The organism is Brenneria izadpanahii (assembly GCF_017569925.1).
GTDB lineage: Bacteria > Pseudomonadota > Gammaproteobacteria > Enterobacterales > Enterobacteriaceae > Brenneria > Brenneria izadpanahii.
This window is the reverse complement of record NZ_CP050854.1, coordinates 2962465-2983328: the sequence shown is the minus strand read 5'-3', so window position 1 is coordinate 2983328 and position 20864 is coordinate 2962465. Positions and strand designations below refer to the sequence as shown.

General features: G+C 53.2%; 17 protein-coding genes and 1 pseudogene. 11 read left to right on the top strand and 7 right to left on the bottom strand.

Going from position 1 to position 20864, the window contains the following annotated elements:
• Nucleotides 1-206: 206 nt before the first annotated feature.
• The 10 genes and pseudogenes from btuC to HC231_RS13290 all read left to right on the top strand — a co-directional run bounded on the left by btuC (nucleotide 207) and on the right by HC231_RS13290 (nucleotide 11649).
• A complete protein-coding gene (gene btuC / locus HC231_RS13335; RefSeq protein WP_208227115.1) occupies nucleotides 207-1208 on the top strand; it encodes a vitamin B12 ABC transporter permease BtuC in 1002 nt (333 codons plus the stop codon).
• Between the two features lie 63 nt (nucleotides 1209-1271).
• Nucleotides 1272-1823 carry a glutathione peroxidase gene (locus HC231_RS13330; protein WP_208227114.1) on the top strand — a complete coding sequence of 184 codons (552 nt, stop codon included), beginning with the start codon at nucleotides 1272-1274 and terminating at the stop codon, nucleotides 1821-1823.
• A 6-nt stretch (nucleotides 1824-1829) separates the two neighbouring features.
• Nucleotides 1830-2603 (top strand): vitamin B12 ABC transporter ATP-binding protein BtuD, encoded by a 774-nt coding sequence (gene btuD / locus HC231_RS13325; RefSeq protein ID WP_208227113.1) that lies wholly within the window; start codon nucleotides 1830-1832, stop codon nucleotides 2601-2603.
• A gap of 143 nt (nucleotides 2604-2746) precedes the next feature.
• On the top strand, nucleotides 2747-3217 hold the full coding sequence (locus HC231_RS13320) for an NlpC/P60 family protein (RefSeq protein WP_208227112.1): 471 nt from the start codon (nucleotides 2747-2749) through the stop codon (nucleotides 3215-3217).
• 141 nt (nucleotides 3218-3358) lie between these two features.
• The gene (lplA, locus tag HC231_RS13315; protein ID WP_208227111.1) at nucleotides 3359-4375 is read left to right on the top strand and encodes a lipoate--protein ligase; all 1017 of its coding nucleotides are present in this window, start codon (nucleotides 3359-3361) and stop codon (nucleotides 4373-4375) included.
• Nucleotides 4376-4848: 473 nt separating this feature from the next.
• Nucleotides 4849-6081: an oligosaccharide MFS transporter gene (locus HC231_RS13310; protein ID WP_208227110.1), complete on the top strand. Its 1233-nt coding sequence runs from the start codon at nucleotides 4849-4851 to the stop codon at nucleotides 6079-6081.
• 14 nt (nucleotides 6082-6095) lie between these two features.
• Entirely contained in the window at nucleotides 6096-8111 is a 2016-nt protein-coding gene (locus HC231_RS13305) for a beta-galactosidase (protein ID WP_208227109.1), read from the top strand.
• 33 nt (nucleotides 8112-8144) lie between these two features.
• Nucleotides 8145-9019 (top strand): annotated as a pseudogene (gene araC, locus HC231_RS13300) (arabinose operon transcriptional regulator AraC).
• Nucleotides 9020-9509: 490 nt separating this feature from the next.
• Nucleotides 9510-10070, top strand: a complete 561-nt coding sequence (locus HC231_RS13295) for an EAL domain-containing protein (protein ID WP_246494492.1) — start codon at nucleotides 9510-9512, stop codon at nucleotides 10068-10070.
• Nucleotides 10071-10197: 127 nt separating this feature from the next.
• Complete coding sequence (locus HC231_RS13290; RefSeq protein ID WP_208227108.1) at nucleotides 10198-11649, top strand: protein adenylyltransferase SelO; 1452 nt, start codon at nucleotides 10198-10200, stop codon at nucleotides 11647-11649.
• A gap of 7 nt (nucleotides 11650-11656) precedes the next feature.
• Here the strand turns inward: HC231_RS13290 and HC231_RS13285 are convergent, their stop codons facing one another.
• The 6 genes from HC231_RS13285 to HC231_RS13260 form a co-directional block, all read right to left on the bottom strand.
• Nucleotides 11657-12442 carry a heme ABC transporter ATP-binding protein gene (locus HC231_RS13285; RefSeq protein WP_425490396.1) on the bottom strand — a complete coding sequence of 262 codons (786 nt, stop codon included), beginning with the start codon at nucleotides 12440-12442 and terminating at the stop codon, nucleotides 11657-11659.
• Nucleotides 12435-13439 (bottom strand): FecCD family ABC transporter permease, encoded by a 1005-nt coding sequence (locus HC231_RS13280; RefSeq protein WP_208227107.1) that lies wholly within the window; start codon nucleotides 13437-13439, stop codon nucleotides 12435-12437. Before HC231_RS13280 ends, HC231_RS13285 begins: the two co-directional genes overlap by 8 nt.
• Nucleotides 13436-14254: a heme/hemin ABC transporter substrate-binding protein gene (locus HC231_RS13275; RefSeq protein ID WP_208227106.1), complete on the bottom strand. Its 819-nt coding sequence runs from the start codon at nucleotides 14252-14254 to the stop codon at nucleotides 13436-13438. Before HC231_RS13275 ends, HC231_RS13280 begins: the two co-directional genes overlap by 4 nt.
• Entirely contained in the window at nucleotides 14251-15303 is a 1053-nt protein-coding gene (locus tag HC231_RS13270) for a hemin-degrading factor (protein ID WP_208227105.1), read from the bottom strand. Before HC231_RS13270 ends, HC231_RS13275 begins: the two co-directional genes overlap by 4 nt.
• Nucleotides 15304-15671: 368 nt before the next feature.
• Nucleotides 15672-16994, bottom strand: coding sequence for a 6-phospho-alpha-glucosidase (locus HC231_RS13265; RefSeq protein WP_208227104.1), 1323 nt, complete (start codon nucleotides 16992-16994; stop codon nucleotides 15672-15674).
• The gene (locus HC231_RS13260; RefSeq protein WP_208227103.1) at nucleotides 16991-18574 is read right to left on the bottom strand and encodes an alpha-glucoside-specific PTS transporter subunit IIBC; all 1584 of its coding nucleotides are present in this window, start codon (nucleotides 18572-18574) and stop codon (nucleotides 16991-16993) included. The genes HC231_RS13265 and HC231_RS13260 overlap by 4 nt, the downstream gene beginning before the upstream one ends.
• A 302-nt stretch (nucleotides 18575-18876) precedes the next feature.
• Here HC231_RS13260 and HC231_RS13255 point away from each other — a divergent pair, with 302 nt between their 5' ends.
• Complete coding sequence (locus tag HC231_RS13255; RefSeq protein WP_208227102.1) at nucleotides 18877-19590, top strand: GntR family transcriptional regulator; 714 nt, start codon at nucleotides 18877-18879, stop codon at nucleotides 19588-19590.
• A gap of 150 nt (nucleotides 19591-19740) precedes the next feature.
• Here HC231_RS13255 and HC231_RS13250 read toward each other — a convergent pair whose 3' ends face one another.
• Nucleotides 19741-20787, bottom strand: a complete 1047-nt coding sequence (locus HC231_RS13250) for a 3-deoxy-7-phosphoheptulonate synthase (protein WP_208227101.1) — start codon at nucleotides 20785-20787, stop codon at nucleotides 19741-19743.
• Nucleotides 20788-20864: the final 77 nt, after the last annotated feature.

Genomic DNA, 20864 nt, shown 5'->3' with positions numbered 1-20864 from the left:
AGCGTAGTTGATATTCCGGCGATTGCGGCATGGCAAATATCAACGCGCGCACACGGAACGCCGCTGGCGTTTAGAACGCCCGTTTCGCTTTCGCCGCCGGCAGCGGCAGGTAAGCAAGACCAGGCGCGAAAGCGATAGCTAAAATCGGTCGCCATAGCGCAGGCGCCTGTCGGGACAGGCGCTTTTTCTGTTGTCTCGGATGGATTATGCAGCCTTTGAATTTGGGATATACCGAGTTAAAACGACAGCAGCGCGTTCATGACCGCCAGCGTTTGATCCTGCTGTTTTTCCTGACGTTATTTATGCTGACGATCGCGCTGTGCGCCGGCGACCGCTGGATCTGGCCGCCTGACTGGCTGGATGACTCGCAACGCATCTTCGTCTGGCAATTGCGTTTTCCCAGAACATTGGCGGTACTGCTGGTGGGAGCCAGCCTGGCGATGTCCGGCGCCGTGATGCAGTCGATATTTGATAATCCGCTGGCCGAGCCGGGATTGCTGGGAGTAGCCAACGGCGCGGGCGTCGCGCTGGTCCTTTCGGTATTACTGGGGCAGGGAATGCTGCCGATATGGGTCTTAAGCCTGAGCGCCATTGCCGGCGCGTTGCTGATCACCTTTCTGCTGCTGCATTTCGCCCGCCGGCATGTTTCCAATGCGCGTTTGCTGCTGATCGGCGTTTCGTTGGGCATTATCTGTAGCGCGGTCATGACCTGGGCGGTCTATTTCAGCACCAGCCTGGATTTGCGGCAGTTAATGTACTGGATGATGGGCGGATTCAGCGGGATTGACTGGCGGCATGGTTGGCTGATGCTGGCGCTGACGCCATTTATCCTGTGGCTGAGCGGTCAGGGGAAAGTGCTCAACTGGCTGGCGCTGGGCGAGACGCAGGCTCGTCAACTGGGGGTATCGGTTTATTACTGGCGCAACATGTTGGTATTGGTTATCGGCGCGTTGGTCGGGCTGAGCGTTGCGCTGGCGGGGGTGATCGGCTTTGTCGGTTTGATTATCCCGCACATGCTGCGCTTGTGCGGACTCACCGATCAGCGTTATTCGTTAACCGGCTGCGCGCTGGCCGGCGGCTCGATTCTTATGTTGGCCGACACCGTGGCGCGGGTCGCGCTCTCTTCCGCTGAATTGCCTATCGGCGTCGTTACCGCTACGCTGGGGGCGCCGTGCTTTATCTGGCTGTTGTTACGTAACAGGATCTAGCCTGCCGCACAGCCAGAAATGGCTGCCGGCCTCCATTCTCACAGGATCAAGAGGGTCAAGACGATGAGTAATGAAATCTACGCCATTCCGCTGAAAACCATCGATGGACAAGATACGACGCTTGCGCCCTATCAGGGCAAGGTGGCGTTAATCGTCAACGTCGCGTCAAAATGCGGCTTGACCAAGCAGTATGACGCATTGGAAAAAATTTACGAAACCTATCGCGATCGGGGATTGGTGGTGCTGGGGTTCCCGTCGAATGAGTTTGCCGGTCAAGAACCGGGCAGTGAAGCAGAGATCCAGGAATTTTGCCGTACGACATTTGGCGTCCAGTTTCCGATGTTCAGCAAGATCGAAGTTAACGGCGCGAACCGTCATCCGCTGTATCAGCTGTTGATTCGCGAACAGCCTAAGGCCACCAATTCATTGCTGAGCGGATTTTATGCCCGCCTGGTTAATAAGGGCCGTAAGCCGGCTAATCCGGAAGATATCTTGTGGAATTTTGAAAAGTTCCTGGTCGCCCGCGATGGCCGCGTGACCCAACGCTTTGCTCCCGATCTCGCCCCTGATGACTCAACCATCGTCGACGCCATTGAAGCGGCGCTGGCAGAGTAACGATTTATGCCGTCATCTTCCCCTTTGCTGCGGCTGCGGCAGGCCGCCGCGTTTCCCCGCCTTTCCGCGATCGACGCGCAGTGTCGCGCCGGTCAGTTGCTGCATATTATTGGCCCGAACGGCGCGGGAAAAAGCACGTTGCTGAGCAGGATCGCCGGTATGCTGGCCGGAGAGGGGGATGTTTATCTGTCCGGCAGGCCGCTGTCGGCGTGGCCTGCGCGCGAGCTGGCGCTGCATAGAGCCTATCTGGCTCAACAGCAGCCGCCGGCGGCGATGATGCCGGTGTTTCAGTATCTAAGGTTGCATCAGCCGCCGATGAGCGGCGAATCGGTTATCGCCGACGCCGTCGATTTTCTGACGGACCGGCTGATGCTGACGGACAAGCTGGCGCGTCCGTTGACCCAACTGTCCGGCGGGGAATGGCAACGCGTCAGGCTGGCCGCCACGCTTTTGCAGATTTGGCCGACTGCCAATCCCCACGGGCGGTTGCTATTGCTGGATGAACCGGCCAACAGTCTGGATATTGCGCAGCAGGTGGCCCTGGACGATTTGCTCAATTTGCTTTGTCAGTCAGGGTTAACCGTTATCGTCTGCGCCCACGATCTCAACCACAGCCTGCATCATGCCGACGCCATCTGGCTGATGTCCGGCGGGAGGCTGGTGGCGCAGGGCGCTACCGATGACGTGATGCAACCGGAAACGCTGTCGCCGGTGTTCGGCGTCGATTTCCAGCGCTGTATGGTTGATGGGCGGCACTGGGTGATAACCCGCCGCGCCTGAACGCTGGTGTGACGAAACATCAGGAAACATCGCCTTTACTTGCCAGTCGCTCCCTTTCAACGCTAAATTAAGCAGGCATATCATTCTGATAGATACTATCCGTTGGTTTTCTGCATCAACCGGCGATTTTCAGGTAAAAACGCATGATACGTTTAAAACATGGGTTGGTGTTGGCATGCTTGATATTGGCGGGGTGCAGCAGTCATAAAAACCTGCCGCCGAACCCGCGTCTAAGCGATCCGATTATGGTGATTGCGCAGTTGAACGACCAACTACGCCAATGGTATCGAACGCCTTATCGTTATGGCGGGTTGGATCGTCGCGGCATTGATTGCTCGGGCTTTGTCTATCTGACGTTCCGCGATCGGTTCGGCATGCAGTTGCCGCGCTCGACGGAGGCGCAGACTGAAGTGGGGGAACGGGTCGATCGCGATGACCTGTTGCCTGGCGATCTGGTCTTTTTCAAAACGGGCAGCGGCGGTAGCGGTCTTCATGTGGGGATCTATGATAAAGACGACCAGTTTATCCATGCTTCCACCAGCCAGGGCGTCATCCGGTCATCATTGGAAAATGTTTACTGGAAACGGGCCTACTGGCAAGCCCGCCGTATCTGATTTTTCTATCTTACTGATCTCTATGCTCTAAATAAGTCGAGTTGCAGGAAGGCGGCCCCTAACCAGGCCGGAAGATGGGACGAGGGATAAAGCAACGTCCGTGCGGCTTGAAATATAAAGGGAATAGAGTACGGAGCATTTATGTCCTCTCTGCGTTTACTTATCTCTGACTCCTTCGATCCATGGTTTAATCTGGCGGTTGAAGAGTGCATATTCCGGCAGATGCCGACGACGCAACGGGTGTTGTTTTTATGGCGCAACGCCGAAACCGTGGTAATTGGCCGGGCGCAGAATCCGTGGAAAGAGTGTAATACGCGCAGGATGGAGGAGGACGGTATCAAGCTGGCCCGGCGCAGCAGCGGAGGCGGCGCGGTATTTCACGATCTCGGCAATACCTGCTTTACCTTTATGGCGGGTAAGCCCGGATACGATAAAAGCGTGTCAACCCAAATCATTCTTAATGCGTTGGCCAAGTTGGGGATCAACGCCAGCGCATCCGGCCGTAACGATCTGGTTATTGAAAGGGCGGATGGTATCCGCAAGATATCGGGTTCGGCATACCGGGAAACCAAAGATCGCGGTTTTCATCATGGCACGCTGCTGTTAAACGCGGATCTGAGCCGTTTAGCCGATTATCTCAATCCCGATGTGAAAAAATTACAGGCGAAGGGCATCACATCCGTGCGCTCACGGGTCGCCAATCTGGTCGAATTGTTACCCTCGATTGATCACCAGCAAATCTGTCAGTCAGTGATGCAGGCTTTTTTTGATTATTACGGCGAACGCTGCCGACCTGAGATTATTTCTCCCAGCGCGTTTCCTGATTTGCCGGGATTTAGCGAACAATTCGCCCGTCAGAGCAGTTGGGAGTGGAATTTCGGACAGGCGCCGGATTTTACGCATCTGCTGGATAATCGTTTCTCCTGGGGCGGCGTTGAATTACATTTTGATGTTGAACGCGGCGTTATCGTCCGCAGCCAGATTTTTACCGATAGCTTAAATCCCGCGCCGCTGGAAGCCCTGGCGGTTGCGTTGCGCGGCGCGGCATATCGGCCGGAAAATATGGCGGCCATTTGTCAGCAATTAATAGAAAAATTTCCGGAACAGCAAAGTGAGTTGCGGCAAATGGAAGAATGGCTGGCGCAAAGCATTCGTTAATTAATCGCCCACACAGCGTAATCCGGCTTTATAGATCGGCGGTTCGCCGTCGAACTATTAAGCCGGTCATTCCTATAGATCTCCCGTCTGTTTTAGCATGAATTTTTTAAATCAATGAATTAATTATTAACGCAATCTGCGCCCGCAGCCGCGGGATGACGGACATAACGCGACTTTGTCTAGCTACTGAGGCGGGGAGTTCGCCTGGAAACCGGCATGGCGTCGGAAGACGCGTTAATAGCGCATCGCCCGGTTATTTTTTCCGTCGGCAGCGGATTTTCCTTACCATTTTCCTTACATTCACGCATTTTTTATGGAAAAAACCGGATGCGTGAAGCCGCTCACAAATAGCGTTTGCGTAGCAGATTTCTGCCATTTGACAGCAGGACACTGCTGATCGGCATATAAATTTAGCGCTAAGTTAGTTGCCTGATGAAAATGCATGAATATCCACTTTCAGCGGGGCAAGGTATATGTCTCACACAGAAAAAAACTACTTAATGTGCTGTTTGTTCTTTCTCTTCTTTTTTATCGGATGGGGATGTTGTTATCCCTATCTTTCATTATGGCTGACGGAAACAATAGGTATTGATTATGCCGATGTAGGCTTGGTTTATTCGTTTACCGCTATTTTTTCCGTTTGCGTGCAACCTATATTCGGTTTTATTTCCGATAAGTTGATTTTCAGAAAAAACCTGATGTGGATGCTGGCAATTATTATCACGTTATTTGCTCCCTATTGGATTTATGTTTTCGCGCCGCTATTGCGATTCAACGTTATTCTGGGGGCGCTCGCGGGCGGGCTTTACATCGGCATGGCATACGGCGCGGGCTGCGGCGTATGTGAGGCTTATATTGATAAAGTCAGCCGTTTATCAGGTTTTGAATTCGGCCGGGCCAGAATGTTCGGGGGAATTGGGGCGGCAATCGGTACTTTCGCCGCGGGTAAACTTTATGGGATCAATCAGGACTATATTTTCTGGATGGCCAGTCTGGCGGGGATCGCTTTGCTGTTTATCGTTTGGAGAACGCATCCCGCGTCAACGAACGCAGCAAAAGAAAGCCTGCCTAAAACTGCGCCCATCACCCTGGTTGATGTCCAGAGCTTGATAAAATTAAAGAAATTTTGGTTTTTTGCCATGTATATGGTGGGCGTGGGGGCGATTTATGAAACCTATGATCAGCAATTCGCCATTTATTATAGCCATTTCTTCGCCAGTAAAGCGCGCGGCGCGGAAGTGTTCGGCTATCTGACGACGGCGCAAATATTTCTCGATGCGGCGGTTATGTTTATGGCGCCCTGGTTCGTCAATAAAATAGGGCCGAAAAACGCCCTGCTTTATTGCGGGTTAATCATGAGTTTCCGCATTATTGGTTCGGCCTGGGCAATAGGACCGATTTCAATCAGCGCAATCAAGATGCTTCACGGTTTTGAAAGTTCAATTTTATTGGTCGCCGGATTAAAATATATTACCGCCAATTTTAACCCCTGGTTGTCGGCGACGGTTTATTTAATCGGTTTTCAGTTCTCAAAAAGTTTCAGCACTATTTTTCTGTCCGGCGGGATCGGTTATATGTACCAGCGTATGGGGTTTTCCGAAAGTTATCTGGCGCTGGGATGCATCGCATTATTCTTTACCGTCATCTCATTTGTCACGCTTGATTCTTCTCGCGTATTACTTAACCAAGCCGTACTCACTAAATAACTCCAGGAGATACAATGGCCGATTTATATTACGGTGTCGCTTATTATGACGAATATATGCCAGAGGATCGGATGGAAAAAGATATTGAATTGATGTTGTCTGCGGGAATTAATGTCGTCCGTATCGCTGAGTCAACATGGAGTACCCTGGAACCCCAGGAGGGCGAATATAATTTTACGCATATAGATCGTGTTCTGGATGCCATGCACGCCGCCGGGATAGCCGTAATAATCGGCACGCCGACCTATGCCATTCCCAGTTGGCTGGCGAGAAAGCACCCGGAGGTTATGGTTACGACGGCGCAAGGACGGGAGAAATATGGCCGCCGTCAAATCATGGATATCGTGAGCCCGACATTTTTGCGTTACGCCGAAAATATCATTCGCGTCCTGATGGATCACGTGCATCGACACCCGGCTATTATCGGCTATCAGTTGGATAACGAAACCAAACATTATGATAACGTCGGGCCTGAGATACAGCGGCGTTTTGTTGACTCGCTGAAGTCGCGTTATCCGGATATTGGTAAGATGAACCGAGATTTTGGGCTGGATTACTGGAGCAATCGTATTGATAGCTGGGAAGATTTTCCCCCGGTGGAAAGCACCATTAATGCCAGTTTGGGTAGTGCGTTCGCTAAATTTCAGCGCCGGATGGTAACCGAGTATCTGACATGGCAGGCCGCTATCGTGGCGGAATATGCCCGGGACGATCAGTTTATCACCCATAATTTCGATTTTGAGTGGCGCGGCTACTCTTACGGCGTACAGCCGCGCGTGGACCATTTCGCCGCGGCTAAAGCGTTAACGGTGGCCGGCGTGGATATTTATCATCCTTCACAGGATCATCTCTCCGGGCGGGAGATTGCGTTTGGCGGCGATGTCGCGCGCAATTTAAAACAGGGGGCGAACTACTTTGTTCTGGAAACGCAGGCGCAGGGGTTCCCACAGTGGACGCCTTATCCGGGGCAACTGCGTCTTCAGGCTTTTAGCCATATCGCCCGCGGAGCAAAAATGGTGTCGTACTGGCATTGGCACTCGATTCATAACTCGTTTGAAACCTATTGGAAAGGGTTGTTGAGCCACGATTTCATGCCTAACGCGACCTACCGTGAAGCGCAGACCATCGGCGCGGATTTTGCCCGCCTTTCCGGCGCGCTGGCCGGTCTCTCTTTTCATAATGATGTCGCGTTGCTGGTGAACAACGAAGCGATGGAAGCCTTGAACTGGTTTAAACCTGGCGAAGCGTCAGGCAATGTCTATAACGATATTGTTCGACGCTTTTATGACGCCCTGTACGACCAGAATATTGCGCTTGATATCATCAATGATATCGATGATGGCTGTGATAAATATCAGGCCATCGTCATACCGGCATTATATGCGGCGGACGATGCGCTGCTGGAGCGCATCAACGGTTATATCCAAAATGGAGGCCGTGCGCTGATTGGCTTTAAATCCGGGTTTTGCGATGAAAATGTGAAGGTGCGAAGCGGAAAGCAGCCAGGAATATTGAGCCAGAGCTGCGGGATCTCCTATAGCCAATTTGTCTTGCCGGAGCAGGTCGTCATTAAGTCATTGGTTGAGGAGATAAGCGCGCGGGAAGATGAACCGGCCGAGTTATGGATGGAGTTGTTAACGCCGGATGACGAGGGGACTCGTATTCTGGCGCAATATCAGCATCCCTGCTGGCAAAAATATGCCGCCGTAACGGAAAAAAATTATGGCGGCGGGCTGGCGATGTATGTGGGATTTCTGCCGAAAAAACCTTTTATCAGCCAATTATTCAATTACTTATGCCGAGATTGTAAACTGGCGTCGCAAACTTCGGAAACTGCCTTCCCGTTAATCGTATGCAAAGGGAAAAATCGTGCAGGGGAGACAATCCGCTTTATGTTTAACTATTCGGCAACGGCTCGCGCCGTCCGCATTCCGGCGCCGTCCCGCTGCTTGCTCAGCGATCGGTTGTTGCCCGCGGCGGCGGAAGTAACGCTTGACCCCTGGGGGTTACGCGTATTGCAGGACGAGTAGTTTCCTCTGTCCGGCAGCGAGAGAATGATGACAATGGCGCTTAATTCAGATGATATGGTGAATTTCTCGCCATTGATGAAAAGTTTCACCTTCAATGCCTATCTGGTTGCCGGGTTTACCCCGATTTCGCGTGGCAGCAAGCTGGATTATTACATTAATCGTCCCCAGGGAATGAAAGGTTATATCATTAACCTCACGTTGCGGGGGAAGGGCGAGTGAAGGCCGGGGAACATTATATTCATTGCCAGGAAAATGAACTGGTGCTTTTCCCTCCGGGCGTGCCGCATCACTATGGGCGCGCGGAGAACAGCGAGTTTTGGGATCATTTATGGATTTATTTTATTCCAAGACCCTATTGGGTCGACTGGTTGCGCTGGGATAACACCGATAAAAATATCGGGAAGATGCGGCTCGGCTCTCCCACCGCCATCGAGAATATGCAGCTTCTGTTCTCTGAAGTGATTCACCACCATGCCGCCATCGAACCACTGGCGGAGGCGATGGCCATGAACGCGCTCGAAAGGCTGATTTTAACCTGTTTCCGGGCCCAGCCAATAAGCAATCGGCATGCCGTGGATCCTCGCATTAATGCGCTGTGCCAGTATATTGACGAGCATATCGCCGAGGATATCAATATTGAGGCGCTGGCCCGGCGGATTTTCCTTTCTCCTTCACGATTGGCCCATCTGTTTAAGCGGGAAATGAACCAGACGGTTTTCGCCTGGCGGGAGAAACAGCGCATTAGCCGGGCAAGGAGCCTGTTGCAAAGTACATCGCTGTCCATCACGCAGATCGCGCTGGCGGTCGGTTACCCCGACGCGCGCTATTTTTCCCGGCTGTTTCGCCACCACTACGGCATTAGCCCCCGCGAGTATAAAAAATGTTATGAGCGGAAAAATACGATTTGATAATCTTTTTCCCTTTACGCCGAAGAGCAAATTCTTTCCCTGAAATCATCCTAATATCCGAACTAAGTCTATTCCTATTGTATTAATGTGGAAAATAGATTGTTCTGGTCTATAAATAAAGCAAGTAGCACGCTTTTTATAGGTTGCGGCATGACATATTTATACGGCCAGAAAACCTAAGTGATTAATCCGACCCTCTAGCTGGGATAGCAAATGGTGTCTGAAAAAACAGTGCTAAATAGCGATCGTTTTTGGGATATTTAGTATAAAACGCACGCAAATAGTGGTTTGTTATTACCTGACTTATGATGATATAACATGCTTATTCGGTTAGATGTAGACTATGCAAGTGATTATGTTTTCTGGCCTATTTATCGTATGGAAGGGGAGTTATTGGCGGTTGTTATGATAACTCGATTTAATAGTTTGTCAGGAAATATGAGCATCCTTCCCGATGTTATTTTCAGTATATTAACCAAAACGCAACAGTATGATTTCATTAAAGAACAAATCGAGTTTGTCAAAAAAAAATGCGGATTGGTTTACTCAAAATAACGTTATTCTTTTGTTAAAAACCGACCCTGAAGCCGCAGATTTCCTGATGGGATCGCAGATGTTAAGTCATGAAATTAAAAACCTTCCATTTATCCAATTAGAGATTAATGAACTGTTTCCAAACTTATCCCAGGGTAAAAAAGATCCTCGTATTCTGAAGCTAAGTGAATCATTTAACCTTTGTCTGGATAATTTCGGTTCGGGGAAAATTAATCTGAATCCTTTGAATGATAACTTAATTAGTATGGTGAAAATGGATCAGAATTTCGTCTGGCATCTATTATCCCGTGCGACCAATGTTTCGATTATGGATCCGCTGTTGCGGATCATGAAAACTCATTATCCGCAGATAACGGTTATTGCGAAAGGCATTGACACGCCTGAATATTTAGACAAAGTCAGGCAGTTAAGTATTGATGCGGTACAGGGAAATCTTTGGTCGGCGGTTCACTTTGATGAATTGAAACCGCAGGCCGATTTCTTTCATCGCTCATAACGCGAAGCCTCGGATTTTACTTCCGCTGGTTTTGTCAGGTTATACGGCGGAATCGGCAATATCCCTATACTCTCTCCGTGTTAGTTTCATGACGGCCGTTCTACACTTTCCTTATAGGGGAGAACACATGCCGCAGACACTATCGTTCATCAATCACTACCATCAACAGTTGCCGGGTTTCTATACCGAGTTGAAACCGACGCCGCTTCAGGGCGCGCGCTTGCTTTATCACAGTCAAGGACTGGCGGATGAACTCGGGCTATCTCCGGAGTGGTTTACGCCCCCGCATGACGCCGTCTGGCGCGGCGAAGCGCTGCTGCCCGGAATGGCGCCGCTGGCGCAGGTGTATAGCGGTCATCAGTTCGGCGCGTGGGCCGGGCAATTGGGCGACGGGCGCGGCATCCTGCTGGGAGAGCAGCGGCTGGCGGATGGCCGCGGCATGGATTGGCACCTTAAAGGCGCAGGTCTGACGCCTTACTCACGTATGGGAGACGGGCGCGCGGTGCTGCGCTCCGTGATCCGCGAGTTTCTGGCTTCTGAGGCGATGCACCATCTGGGCATTCCCACTACGCGCGCGTTGACCGTGGTAACCAGCGAGCAGGTTATTCAGCGTGAACGGGAAGAGCCGGGGGCTATGTTGCTGCGCGTGGCGGAAAGCCATGTGCGCTTCGGTCATTTCGAACATTTTTATTACCGTCGTGAACCGGAAAACGTCCGCCGACTGGCGGATTTCGTCATCGCCCGTCACTGGCCGCAGTGGCGGGACGATGAACGGCGCTATACATTGTGGTTCGGCGATGTGGTTGAGCGCACCGCGCGGCTGATTGCGCACTGGCAGGCGGTCGGCTTTTCGCATGGCGTGATGAATACGGATAATATGTCGATCCTCGGTCTGACTATTGACTACGGCCCGTTCGGATTTATGGATGATTACCAACCGGGCTATATCTGCAACCATTCCGACCATCAGGGACGCTACGCATTCGAGAATCAGCCCGTGGTTGGGTTATGGAACCTGTATCGTCTGGCGCAGTCGCTGTCGGGGCTGATGACCGCGGATGAACTAGAGCGCGAACTGGCTCGCTATGAGCCGGCGCTGATGCGGCAATTCGGGGAACTGATGCGCGCCAAGTTAGGGTTGTTTACCGCCGATGCCGCAGATAACGATATTCTGGTGGGGTTGCTAAGTCTGATGCAGCAAGAGCGGCGCGACTATACCCGAACCTTTCGCCTGTTGTCCGGGGCCGAGAAAAACGATGCCGTTTCGCCGCTGCGTGATGAGTTTATCGATCGCCCGGCGTTCGACCGCTGGTTTGACGCCTATCGTAAACGCCTGATGCGGGAGCCGCAAAGCGATGCCGAACGGCAACAGAGAATGAAGGCCGCCAATCCGAAATATGTGCTGCGCAACTACTTGGCGCAGCAGGCTATCGAACCGGCGGAAAAGGATGATATCGGCGCGTTGGCGCGGCTGCATCGGGCGCTTTGTCAGCCCTATGCCGACCAGCCGGAAATGGACGATCTGGCGGCGTTGCCGCCAGAGTGGGGCAAACATCTGACCGTCTCCTGCTCCAGTTGAAAGCCGCTTACCGGCGCAGATAGACCTGCGGGAGCGGATATTCAGGATGCGGGCTGACGTTCAGATCGGCCTGATACCAGCGGGTAAGCAGGTCCGCCTGCAAAACCTGATCCGGCGTGCCCTGCGCCACCAGTTTCCCTTCGTGCAGCAGTAAAATCCGATCGGCGTACAAGGCGGCCAGATTGAGGTCGTGCAGCACGCAGCAAACGGCCAACGGCTGCTGTTGCGTCAATTGCTTCAACAGCCGCAGCAGATGCTGCTGGTGATAGAGATCCAGCGCCGAGGTGGGCTCATCGAGAAACAGCCATCCCGGCGTCGGTTCGGGATGCCAGAGCTGGGCCAGCACGCGGGCCAACTGCACGCGCTGTTGTTCGCCGCCGGAGAGATGGCGGTAATCCCTGTTTGCCAGATCCCGGCAGCCGGTTTGCTCCATTACCCGGCAGATGATTTCATCGTTCCGCTGGTCGCGTCCATAGGGAGAACGGCCCATGGCGACAACGTCCTCTACGCTGAAGGCGAAAGCCAGTCCGCTATGCTGGCGCATTACCGCGCGGGTTTTCGCCAGTGCGGTCGGCGTCCACTGCGCAAACGGCTTGCCGGCTAATAGGCATTCTCCCTGGTGCGGCGTTAAATAACCGGTCAATAAGCGCAGCAGCGTGGATTTACCCGCGCCATTGGGGCCGATGATCGCCACGATCTCGCCGCAATTAACCTCCAGCGAAACATCTTGCGTCAGATATCGTCCGCCGGTGCGGTAACTCAGATTTCGGGCTGCCAGCGCGGTGTCATTCATGGCCGCGTCCTTTATGTTGCACGATCAGCCATAAAAAATAGGGGCCGCCAATCAGACTGGTTAATAGCCCGACGGGCATCTCCGCCGGGGATAAGACGGTGCGCGCCAGGGTATCGGCAATCAGCAACAGGCAGGAACCGCCGAGTATGGAGCCGGGAATCAGCCAGCGGTGATCGGCGCCCAGATGCATGCGAATAAGATGGGGAATAACCAGGCCGATAAAGCCGATCACGCCGCTGACCGCCACCGCCACGCCTACCAGCAGCGAGCTTAACAGCAGCAGCGTGTGCTTGGTGCGTTTGACGTTCACGCCCAGATAATGCGCTTCTTCATCGCCCAACTGCAGCAGGTTTAAACGCCGGGCCTGATACAGAGTAATCACCAGCGCCGGAAGCACCAGCGTAGCGGCGACCAGCAGCATCGGCCACTGCGCCTGGCCCAAACTTCCCATTCCCCACAGCGAGAACTGGCGCAGTTGCTGATCGGTGCTGATGTAGGTTAATACGCCAACGCTGGCGATGCACAGCGCGTTCAGCGCAATACCGGCCAACAACAGCCGCGTCAGCCCGCCCTGTTCGGAACGGCTCAGAATGAAAATCACCGCGGTAATCGCCAGGCAGCCGGCGAACGCCGCCAGCATCGGACTGTAAAGCGACAACAGCGGCGGAAGGCCGAGAGGCAGAACAATCGTCAATGCCACACAAAGCGCGCCGCCGCTGCTGATGCCCAATAGTCCGGGGTCGGCCAGCGGGTTGCGGAATAATCCCTGCATGATGGCGCCGGAGCAGGCCAGCGCACTGCCGACCAGCACCGCCAGCAGCACGCGGGGCAGGCGAATATTCAACCAGATGTGCCATAGCGGATCGCTAAATGGCGTCTGCCACAGCATCTTTACCGATAGGGTGAGCGCGCCCATATTCGCCGCTCCCGTCATCAGCGCCAACAGCAACAGCAGCAGAGCGGCCAGTAAATAGCGTGGATGAAGCCGTCGCGTCATTTTATTTGTTCTGCGGCCTGACGGATGGTCGCCATCAGGGCCGGCGTCTCCAGCGTAAAGCCGAGCATCGCCATATCATCAACCACCAGCAAGCGCTTGTCTTTCCCTGCCGGCGTTAGCGCCAGACCCGGTAATTTCCATATCTGCTCTTCGCCGCCCAGGCTCTTTAACCCCTGAGTGGAAATCAACACCAGATCCGGCGCGCTGGCGACTACGCCCTCCTGCGATAGCGGCTGATAGCGTTCGATGGCCTGCATGGCGTTGGTTAATCCGACGTTACGGATGATGGTGTCGGCAGGCGTATGTTTCCCGGCGGCCATCGCGGTCATACCGCCGTGGCTGAGAATGAAAAGCGCCTTAACCGGCAGCGGCGAACTGGCGACGCCGGCTAACTGTTGCTGATAAGTCTCTGCCAGCTTCTTGCCTTCCGCTTCTTTATCCAGCGCCTGAGCGATCGCGCTAATCTTTTGCGGAACGGTTTCCGGCACGGGGTCGGCCGGAATATTGATGACCTTGGCGCCGCTGTCCGCCACCTGCTGCAATACCAGCGAAGGTTGAGACAGTTCACTGGCGATCACCAGCGAGGGTCTCATGGACAAAATCCCTTCGGTGTTGAGCTGGCGCATGTAGCCAATGTCCGGGAGTTTGGTGGCGGCATCGGGATGCAGGCTGGTGCTGTCCCTGGCGACCAGATCTTTCTCCGCCCCTAGAGCGTAGATGATTTCAGTGACGTCTCCGCCGATGGAGACAATACGCTCGGCGGCCGAAGCGCCTAACGGCAGCGCCATTAATAACGGGAATAGCCAGTGTTTCATGCGGCAAGATCCTTAAGCGCTTTCAGGGCGCTAATCTGCTCACGCCATTGCTGCTGTTCCGGCGTGCCTTCGGTTCGTTGTCCGAATAGCTGCGCGATTTGCGTACCGTCCGCGGCGTACAGTTCCAGGCTGGTGACGATGCCATCGGCGGTCGGTTTGCGCGTTACCCAGCTCTCGGCAATTGAATTTTCAATCAGATGCAGCGTAAAGTACTGATTAAAAACGTTAATCCATTCGGCGTGCTGCTCCATTCGTTCCACGCGTTCGATTTTTCCGGTGAAAATCTGCACGCAGCCGCGGTTGCCGACGAATATCATGATTTCATTTTGCGCGTCTTTGGCGGCGAACAGGATTTGTGATAACGCCGTGTTATCAACCCGATAGGCCAGCTCATCGCTAACGGCGCGGAAAGCCTGCTGGCGGGTGAGGTTATAGCGCCTCAGCAGAATGAAAAACTGGTGGACATCGGTCATGGCGCGCCATTCGGCCTCAAGCTCCGGGTTGTATTCCACCGCGCTAGCCGCGGCGGCGTCGGCCGCTTGCGGACGAATGACCAGCGCCGGATTTTCAGCGCTGGCGAATTGATCGACGAACTGCCGCCAGGCCGGCATATCGGTGGCGTCGGTCGCATAAACCTTCAAAATGGCGTCGCCCTGGTGGTCAAAAAACTGAATGCTCTGGCGTTCGCCGCGCGGCGTGGTTTCCACCAGGAAGAAAGCGGATGACCATTGATGCAGGAACAGGCGCAAATCCAGCTCGCGCGGATTTAGGATCAGGCCGGCATGGCCGTCCAAATGCTGGTTGCGGTAATAACCCACGTGCTCATGAACGGCGTAATTATTACGCGTGATAGACTTGGTATTACCAACCTGCTCCAGGGTGGTCAGCCAGGATTTGGCATCTCCCTGCAGGCGCTTTGCATCATGTCCGACACGCGAGTGGGTCAGCTCAGCTTCGCTGATGCCGAGCAGGGCGGCCAGATCGCGGGCGTATTTACGCGGATGCGCAGTTTTAGCCTGTAGATATTGTTGGTAGATTGAAGTCTGCATTGTCGCTTCCTTATTCTTTGTTTTCATCACAGCATAGCCAGAAACTAATGAGAATCATTTTCATGTAACAAAAAAGTTACATCAAGTGAAATTTTCTTAATCCATGGGAAATGCGTCATTGGCGGGCGGGGGAAGATGCCGAATATCGCGAGTAAAGCGGGGCGGTCAACGTTAATGCTTTGTGTTTAAGGCGTGAGTAACCGGGAGGTGCCGTGCGTTTAAGCATCGGGATGTCGCGGCGTGAGGCGCTTCTGCCGTGTTCTCTTTAACATTCTGCTTAAGTTGACGGATTAGCGCCGGTAAAGCGGCGTCTTACCGCATCGGCGATGAAAGCGATCCCTCCCCGGCGCGGGGAGGGAAATCGGCGCTTATTTCAGTTCCGGCCAGTAGTCGCGGTTGGCTTCGATCAAATCATCAAGAATGGCTTTCGCCACGCTGGCGCTGGGGACGGTCTTAGACAAACTGATGGCTTGCCACAGCTTCTGGTAAGAGTGCTCGACCCAGGCTTCGACCACCAGTTTTTCCACCGCCACCTGCTGGCTCATCAAACCTTTCTGGAAGGTGGGAATATCGCCTACCTGCAACGGCTCCGGTCCTTGACTGCCCACCAGACAAGGAATTTCCACCATGGCGTCGTCATCAAAGTTATTGATCGCGCCGTTGTTTTCTACGATCAGCAACATTCTCTCCTGCGTATTAAAGGCGATGGCGCGCGCCAGATCGACGATATACGAAGCGTGCTCATCAATTTCAAGATCGCCGGCGGCGCCGGAACGGGCGTTGATGATCGCGTTGCAGGAGCCGAAAACATGTTTCTCGCGGCCGGCCATGACTTCATTGGCGCGGGTGTATTCCGGGTTTGAGTGCGCCACCACGTAATCCGGGAAGAAATAGTACTTCAGATACGTATTCGGCAGCGTTTGCGGATCCAGCGCGCATACGTCCTTGGCTTTGGCAAAGGTATCATTCCAGCTCTGTTCGACGTTAGCATCGCCCGTTTGCGGAATGTAACCGTATTTCGCCACGTGCTCGCGAATGGTCGGCAGCAGTTCGTTGCCGTCTTTATCCTGTATGGAGGTCCACCAGCCGAAGTGGTTCAGCCCGTAGTAGCGGACTTTCATTTCCTTACGTGATTTCAAGCCGATGATTTCCGCCATCCGTCCCTCAATACCGATAGGCATATCGCAAATGTTGAGGATCTTGGCTTGCGGACGTAGTTTCCGCGTGGCTTCCGCGACAATGGCGGCCGGATTGGAATAGTTCAGCATCCAGGCCTGCGGGGAATATTTTTCCATGAAATCCACCAGTTCCAGCACGCCGCCAATAGAGCGCATTCCGTAAGCGATGCCGCCGGGGCCGCAGGTTTCCTGACCGACCACGCCGTGGCGCAGCGGGATTTTTTCATCCAGTTCACGCATCGGGTATTTCCCGACGCGAATATGCGCCATAACAAAGTCCACGCCGGTGAAGGCTTCTTCCGGATCCGTGGTATAGCTGAATGCGATTTCCGGCGCCTGTTCTTGCAGCAGGATCTTGCAGGCTTCGGCGATGGTTTCCTGTCTTGCGCCGTCATTGTCATAAAATTTCAGCGTGCCGATGGGAAAACGGTCGCGGTTTTGCAATAGCATTAGAACAATTCCTGGGGTGAATGTGCTGCCACCGCCGGCGATAACAATTGAGAATTTTTTCATGAGTGAACCTCCGTATAGCGTGAATGTTGCATCAAGTTTTCCAGACGATCGCGAACCTGCGGAACCGATAGGCCGACGATAATTTGAATAGCGTTGTCGTTATGCACCACGCCGTGGGCGCCCAACTGACGGAATATGTCGTCAGGCTGCATCAGGGCGGGATCGGCGAGCGTGATACGCAGACGTGTTGCACAATTGGTTAGGTCGACGATATTCGCCGTGCCGCCAAGGGCATCCAGATAGGCCTGAGCCTGTTCGAGTTGGCCTGCCGGCTGAGCGGCTTTCTTGCTGCGCAGGTCGGTTTTGGTGTACAGCTTGATCTCACACTCTTCCCGGCCCGGCGTTTTGACGTCGAAACGTAAAATTATCGTGCGGAAGACAAAGAAGTAGATGAATGAAAACGCGACGCCAACCGCGATTTGGATCACCATGTTCATCGCGTGGTGGTGGAACATCGGCAGCCAGTTTTGCGTGGCAATTTCAATCAGTCCGCCGCCCATATTGCCGACCACGCCCAGCAGGTACATTACCGTCGCCATGGTGGCGGCCAGCAGAGCGTGAATGGCGAACAAGAATGGCGCGATAAACAGGAAGGTGAATTCCAGCGGTTCGGTTATTCCCACCAGTACCGCCGTCAGCACCGCCGGGATGAGCAGGCCGGCCACCTTGCTCTTGTTTTCCGGGCTGGCGGCGGCGTAAATGGCGGCGGCGATGCCGATGGAGCCAAACATTTTGGTATTGCCGTACAGCGCAAAACCGCCCTGAGGAAACAGCTCTTTCAACGGCAAGGTTGATTGACTGAAGGCCTGAATATGTTCAATCCAGTTAACCTGAATGCCGCCTTCCACCGCGACCGGACCAAAGATGAAAGGTCCGTAAATAAAATGGTGCAGGCCCGTCGGGATCAAAATTCGTTCTAAAAAGGTATATATCCAGACGCCTAATGCCCCCGACGCCAACATTAAATCTTGCAGCGAAGAAATGCCTGTTTGAATTTTTGGCCAAATAAGCAATGTTAACCAGGCGACAGGAAGCAGAATAAAAAAGCTGACAATAACGACATAAGCCGTTCCCTGAAATATACCGATATAAACCGGTAATGTTTTATCGTAAAAACGGTTATGAATAGCCGTGACTAAACCGGAAATGGCAATGGCGCCAATAATACTGGTATCCAATGTTTTTATTCCGGCGATCATAACTAATCCGCTTACGCCTCCGGCATCGGCGGTGAAATCAACATTAAAATAACCGCCCCACTGGGTCGCCATGGCCTGAATAAGATAATTGAAGGTAAGGTAAGACACCAGCGAGGCCAGACAGGCTCTGGCCGGAGCCTGATGGGCAAGGCCAATCGGCAGGCTGATGGCAAAGACTAACGGCATATTGCGGAATATTGTCCATCCGCCTTCTTCAATAATATTAATAATCTGAAAAAATAAACTATCCTGATTCGCTAATTCACCGACAAACATTGGATTCGTCAGCATAATTGCAATACCGACGACAATCCCAGCGAACGGGAATAGTAGTACGGGAGTAAACATCGCTCCACCAAATCGTTGGATTTGACTTAGCATAGTGTTTTCCTTCATTTTAAATTTTGTAGGGAGAAGCTATTTTTGTACGTCTAAATATTTTCTTGTGAATTGAGAATATGAAGATTGAATAAGGCGGGTAGTCATTTAACCAGAGATATGTGAACTGAATCATGATTTAGTGATAGCCTGAGAGGTATGCCTTTTTGTCATTTCGCAGACATCTTGGCGGAACCGCTCGGCCGAGTAACGCATAGCTCGTTGTAATATACTGATAATCAGGTAAATTCAATTGATATGAGCGCGAAAATGAGACTCGTTTGCCGTGAAATGGAGGTCTGAAAGTGATCTATAAATCTATCGCAGAACAGATTCGTTCGCGTATCAATTCGGCCGAATTTCGCATTGGCGAAGCCCTGCCGCCGGAGAAACGTTTGATGGTTGAATTCTCTGTTTCGCGCATGACGATCCGCAGAGCCATCGAACAGTTGATTGAAGAGGGGCTGCTGCAACGCCGTCACGGCAGCGGTACCTATATTCTGCGGAAAGATGTTCAGCATGAAGGACACGCGTTGAACAGCTTCGCGGAACATATGCGCTTGATTGGCCGTACAACGAATAACGAGGTGATTGAGTTTCGAACCATTCCTGCGCCGCCTGCTATCGCCCGCCAACTGCGGCTGCGCACCGACGAAAGAATTTATTTTGCCCGCCGCATACGCTATGTGGATGGGAAAGCCTGCATGCTTGAGGATAGTTATTTACCTATCGCGCCTTTTCCCGATCTCTCCATTAAGCATTTGCAGGGATCGAAGTTCGCCTATATTGAAGATGAAAAGCACGTTGAAATTGCCGGCTGTTATGAGATCTTTTCCCCGATTCTGGCGGATCGCGTCGTCGCCGGATTGCTGAAGGTTAATGAGGGAACGCCGTTGTTGCAGATGACGTCGCTGGCGAAAACGGTAGGGGGCGACTATATCGATTTCTCCATCATGATCAACGCCCATGACTATCAGATTAGCTTTTATATGCAACGCAATAAACTTACGCTGCCCTAAATATCACGGATATGCGGCTTGTGGCGGGGTAAAACCGGCAGGCGAATTAGCGGCTTGAACGCCGTGGCGGAGCCGCTCAAGCATGAGATATCTGTCCTTCGCTATCTCTCATGCTTGATTGGCAAAAAGGGTTTGCCGGCCGGTTGGTCATCAAAAACGGCTATCGACCGCGTCGGCCAGGCGGGCAAGCAGGGTTTCCGTGTCCTGCCAGCCCAGACACGGATCGGTAATCGACTGCCCATAGGTCAGCGTTTGCGGATGGCGCGCCGGCTGGTTTCCTTCCACCAGAAAACTTTCCGCCATCACTCCCGCAATCGCTAATGAGCCTGAGCGAATCTGCCGGCAGACGTCATCGGCGATCTCCAATTGACGGCGATGCTGCTTCTGGCAATTTCCGTGGCTGAAATCAATCACCAGATGTTCAGGCAAGCGGTGTTCACGCAGATGCGCGCAGGCTGCGGCAATATCGTCGGCATAATAATTCGGCTGTTTCCCGCCGCGCATAATAATGTGGCCAAACGGGTTGCCGTGCGTTTGGTAAACCGTCATCCGCCCTTGTTTGTCGGGGGAGAGGAACATGTGCTGCGCGCGGGCGGCGCGAATGGCGTCAATGGCAATACGCGTGTTGCCGTCCGTACCGTTTTTAAAGCCGACGGGGCAGGAAAGGGCCGATGCCATTTCACGATGGATCTGACTTTCGGTGGTGCGGGCGCCGATAGCGCCCCAGCTGATCAGGTCAGCGATATACTGACCGACGACCATATCCAGAAATTCGGTGGCGGTAGGCAATCCAAGACTATTGATGTCCAAAAGCAAACGCCGGGCTAACGCCAGTCCCTCATTCACCCGGTAAGAGCCGTCCAGCTTCGGATCGGAAATCAATCCTTTCCAGCCTACGACGGTGCGCGGCTTTTCAAAATAGGTTCGCATTACGATTTCCAACCGATCCTGGTATTGCGTGCGTAATGCCGTCAGACGGTTGGCGTACTCCATTGCGCTGACCGTATCGTGAATGGAGCAGGGGCCGACAATGACTAATAGACGGCGATTTTTACCGCTAAGAATGTGTTCGATATGTTTTCGTGACGACGTCACGGTTGCGGCGACGGCGGACGAAAGCGGCAATTCGGTTATCAGCGCTTGAGGCGTAACCAGATTGTCGATGCGCGTGCTGCGCAGTTCATCTGTTTGATGCATATAGTATCTCTGAGTGCGCTTAGCTGAGAACCTATGCTTCTCGCCTTCCGCGCCGCGGGCATTTGACAGTCCGCCGC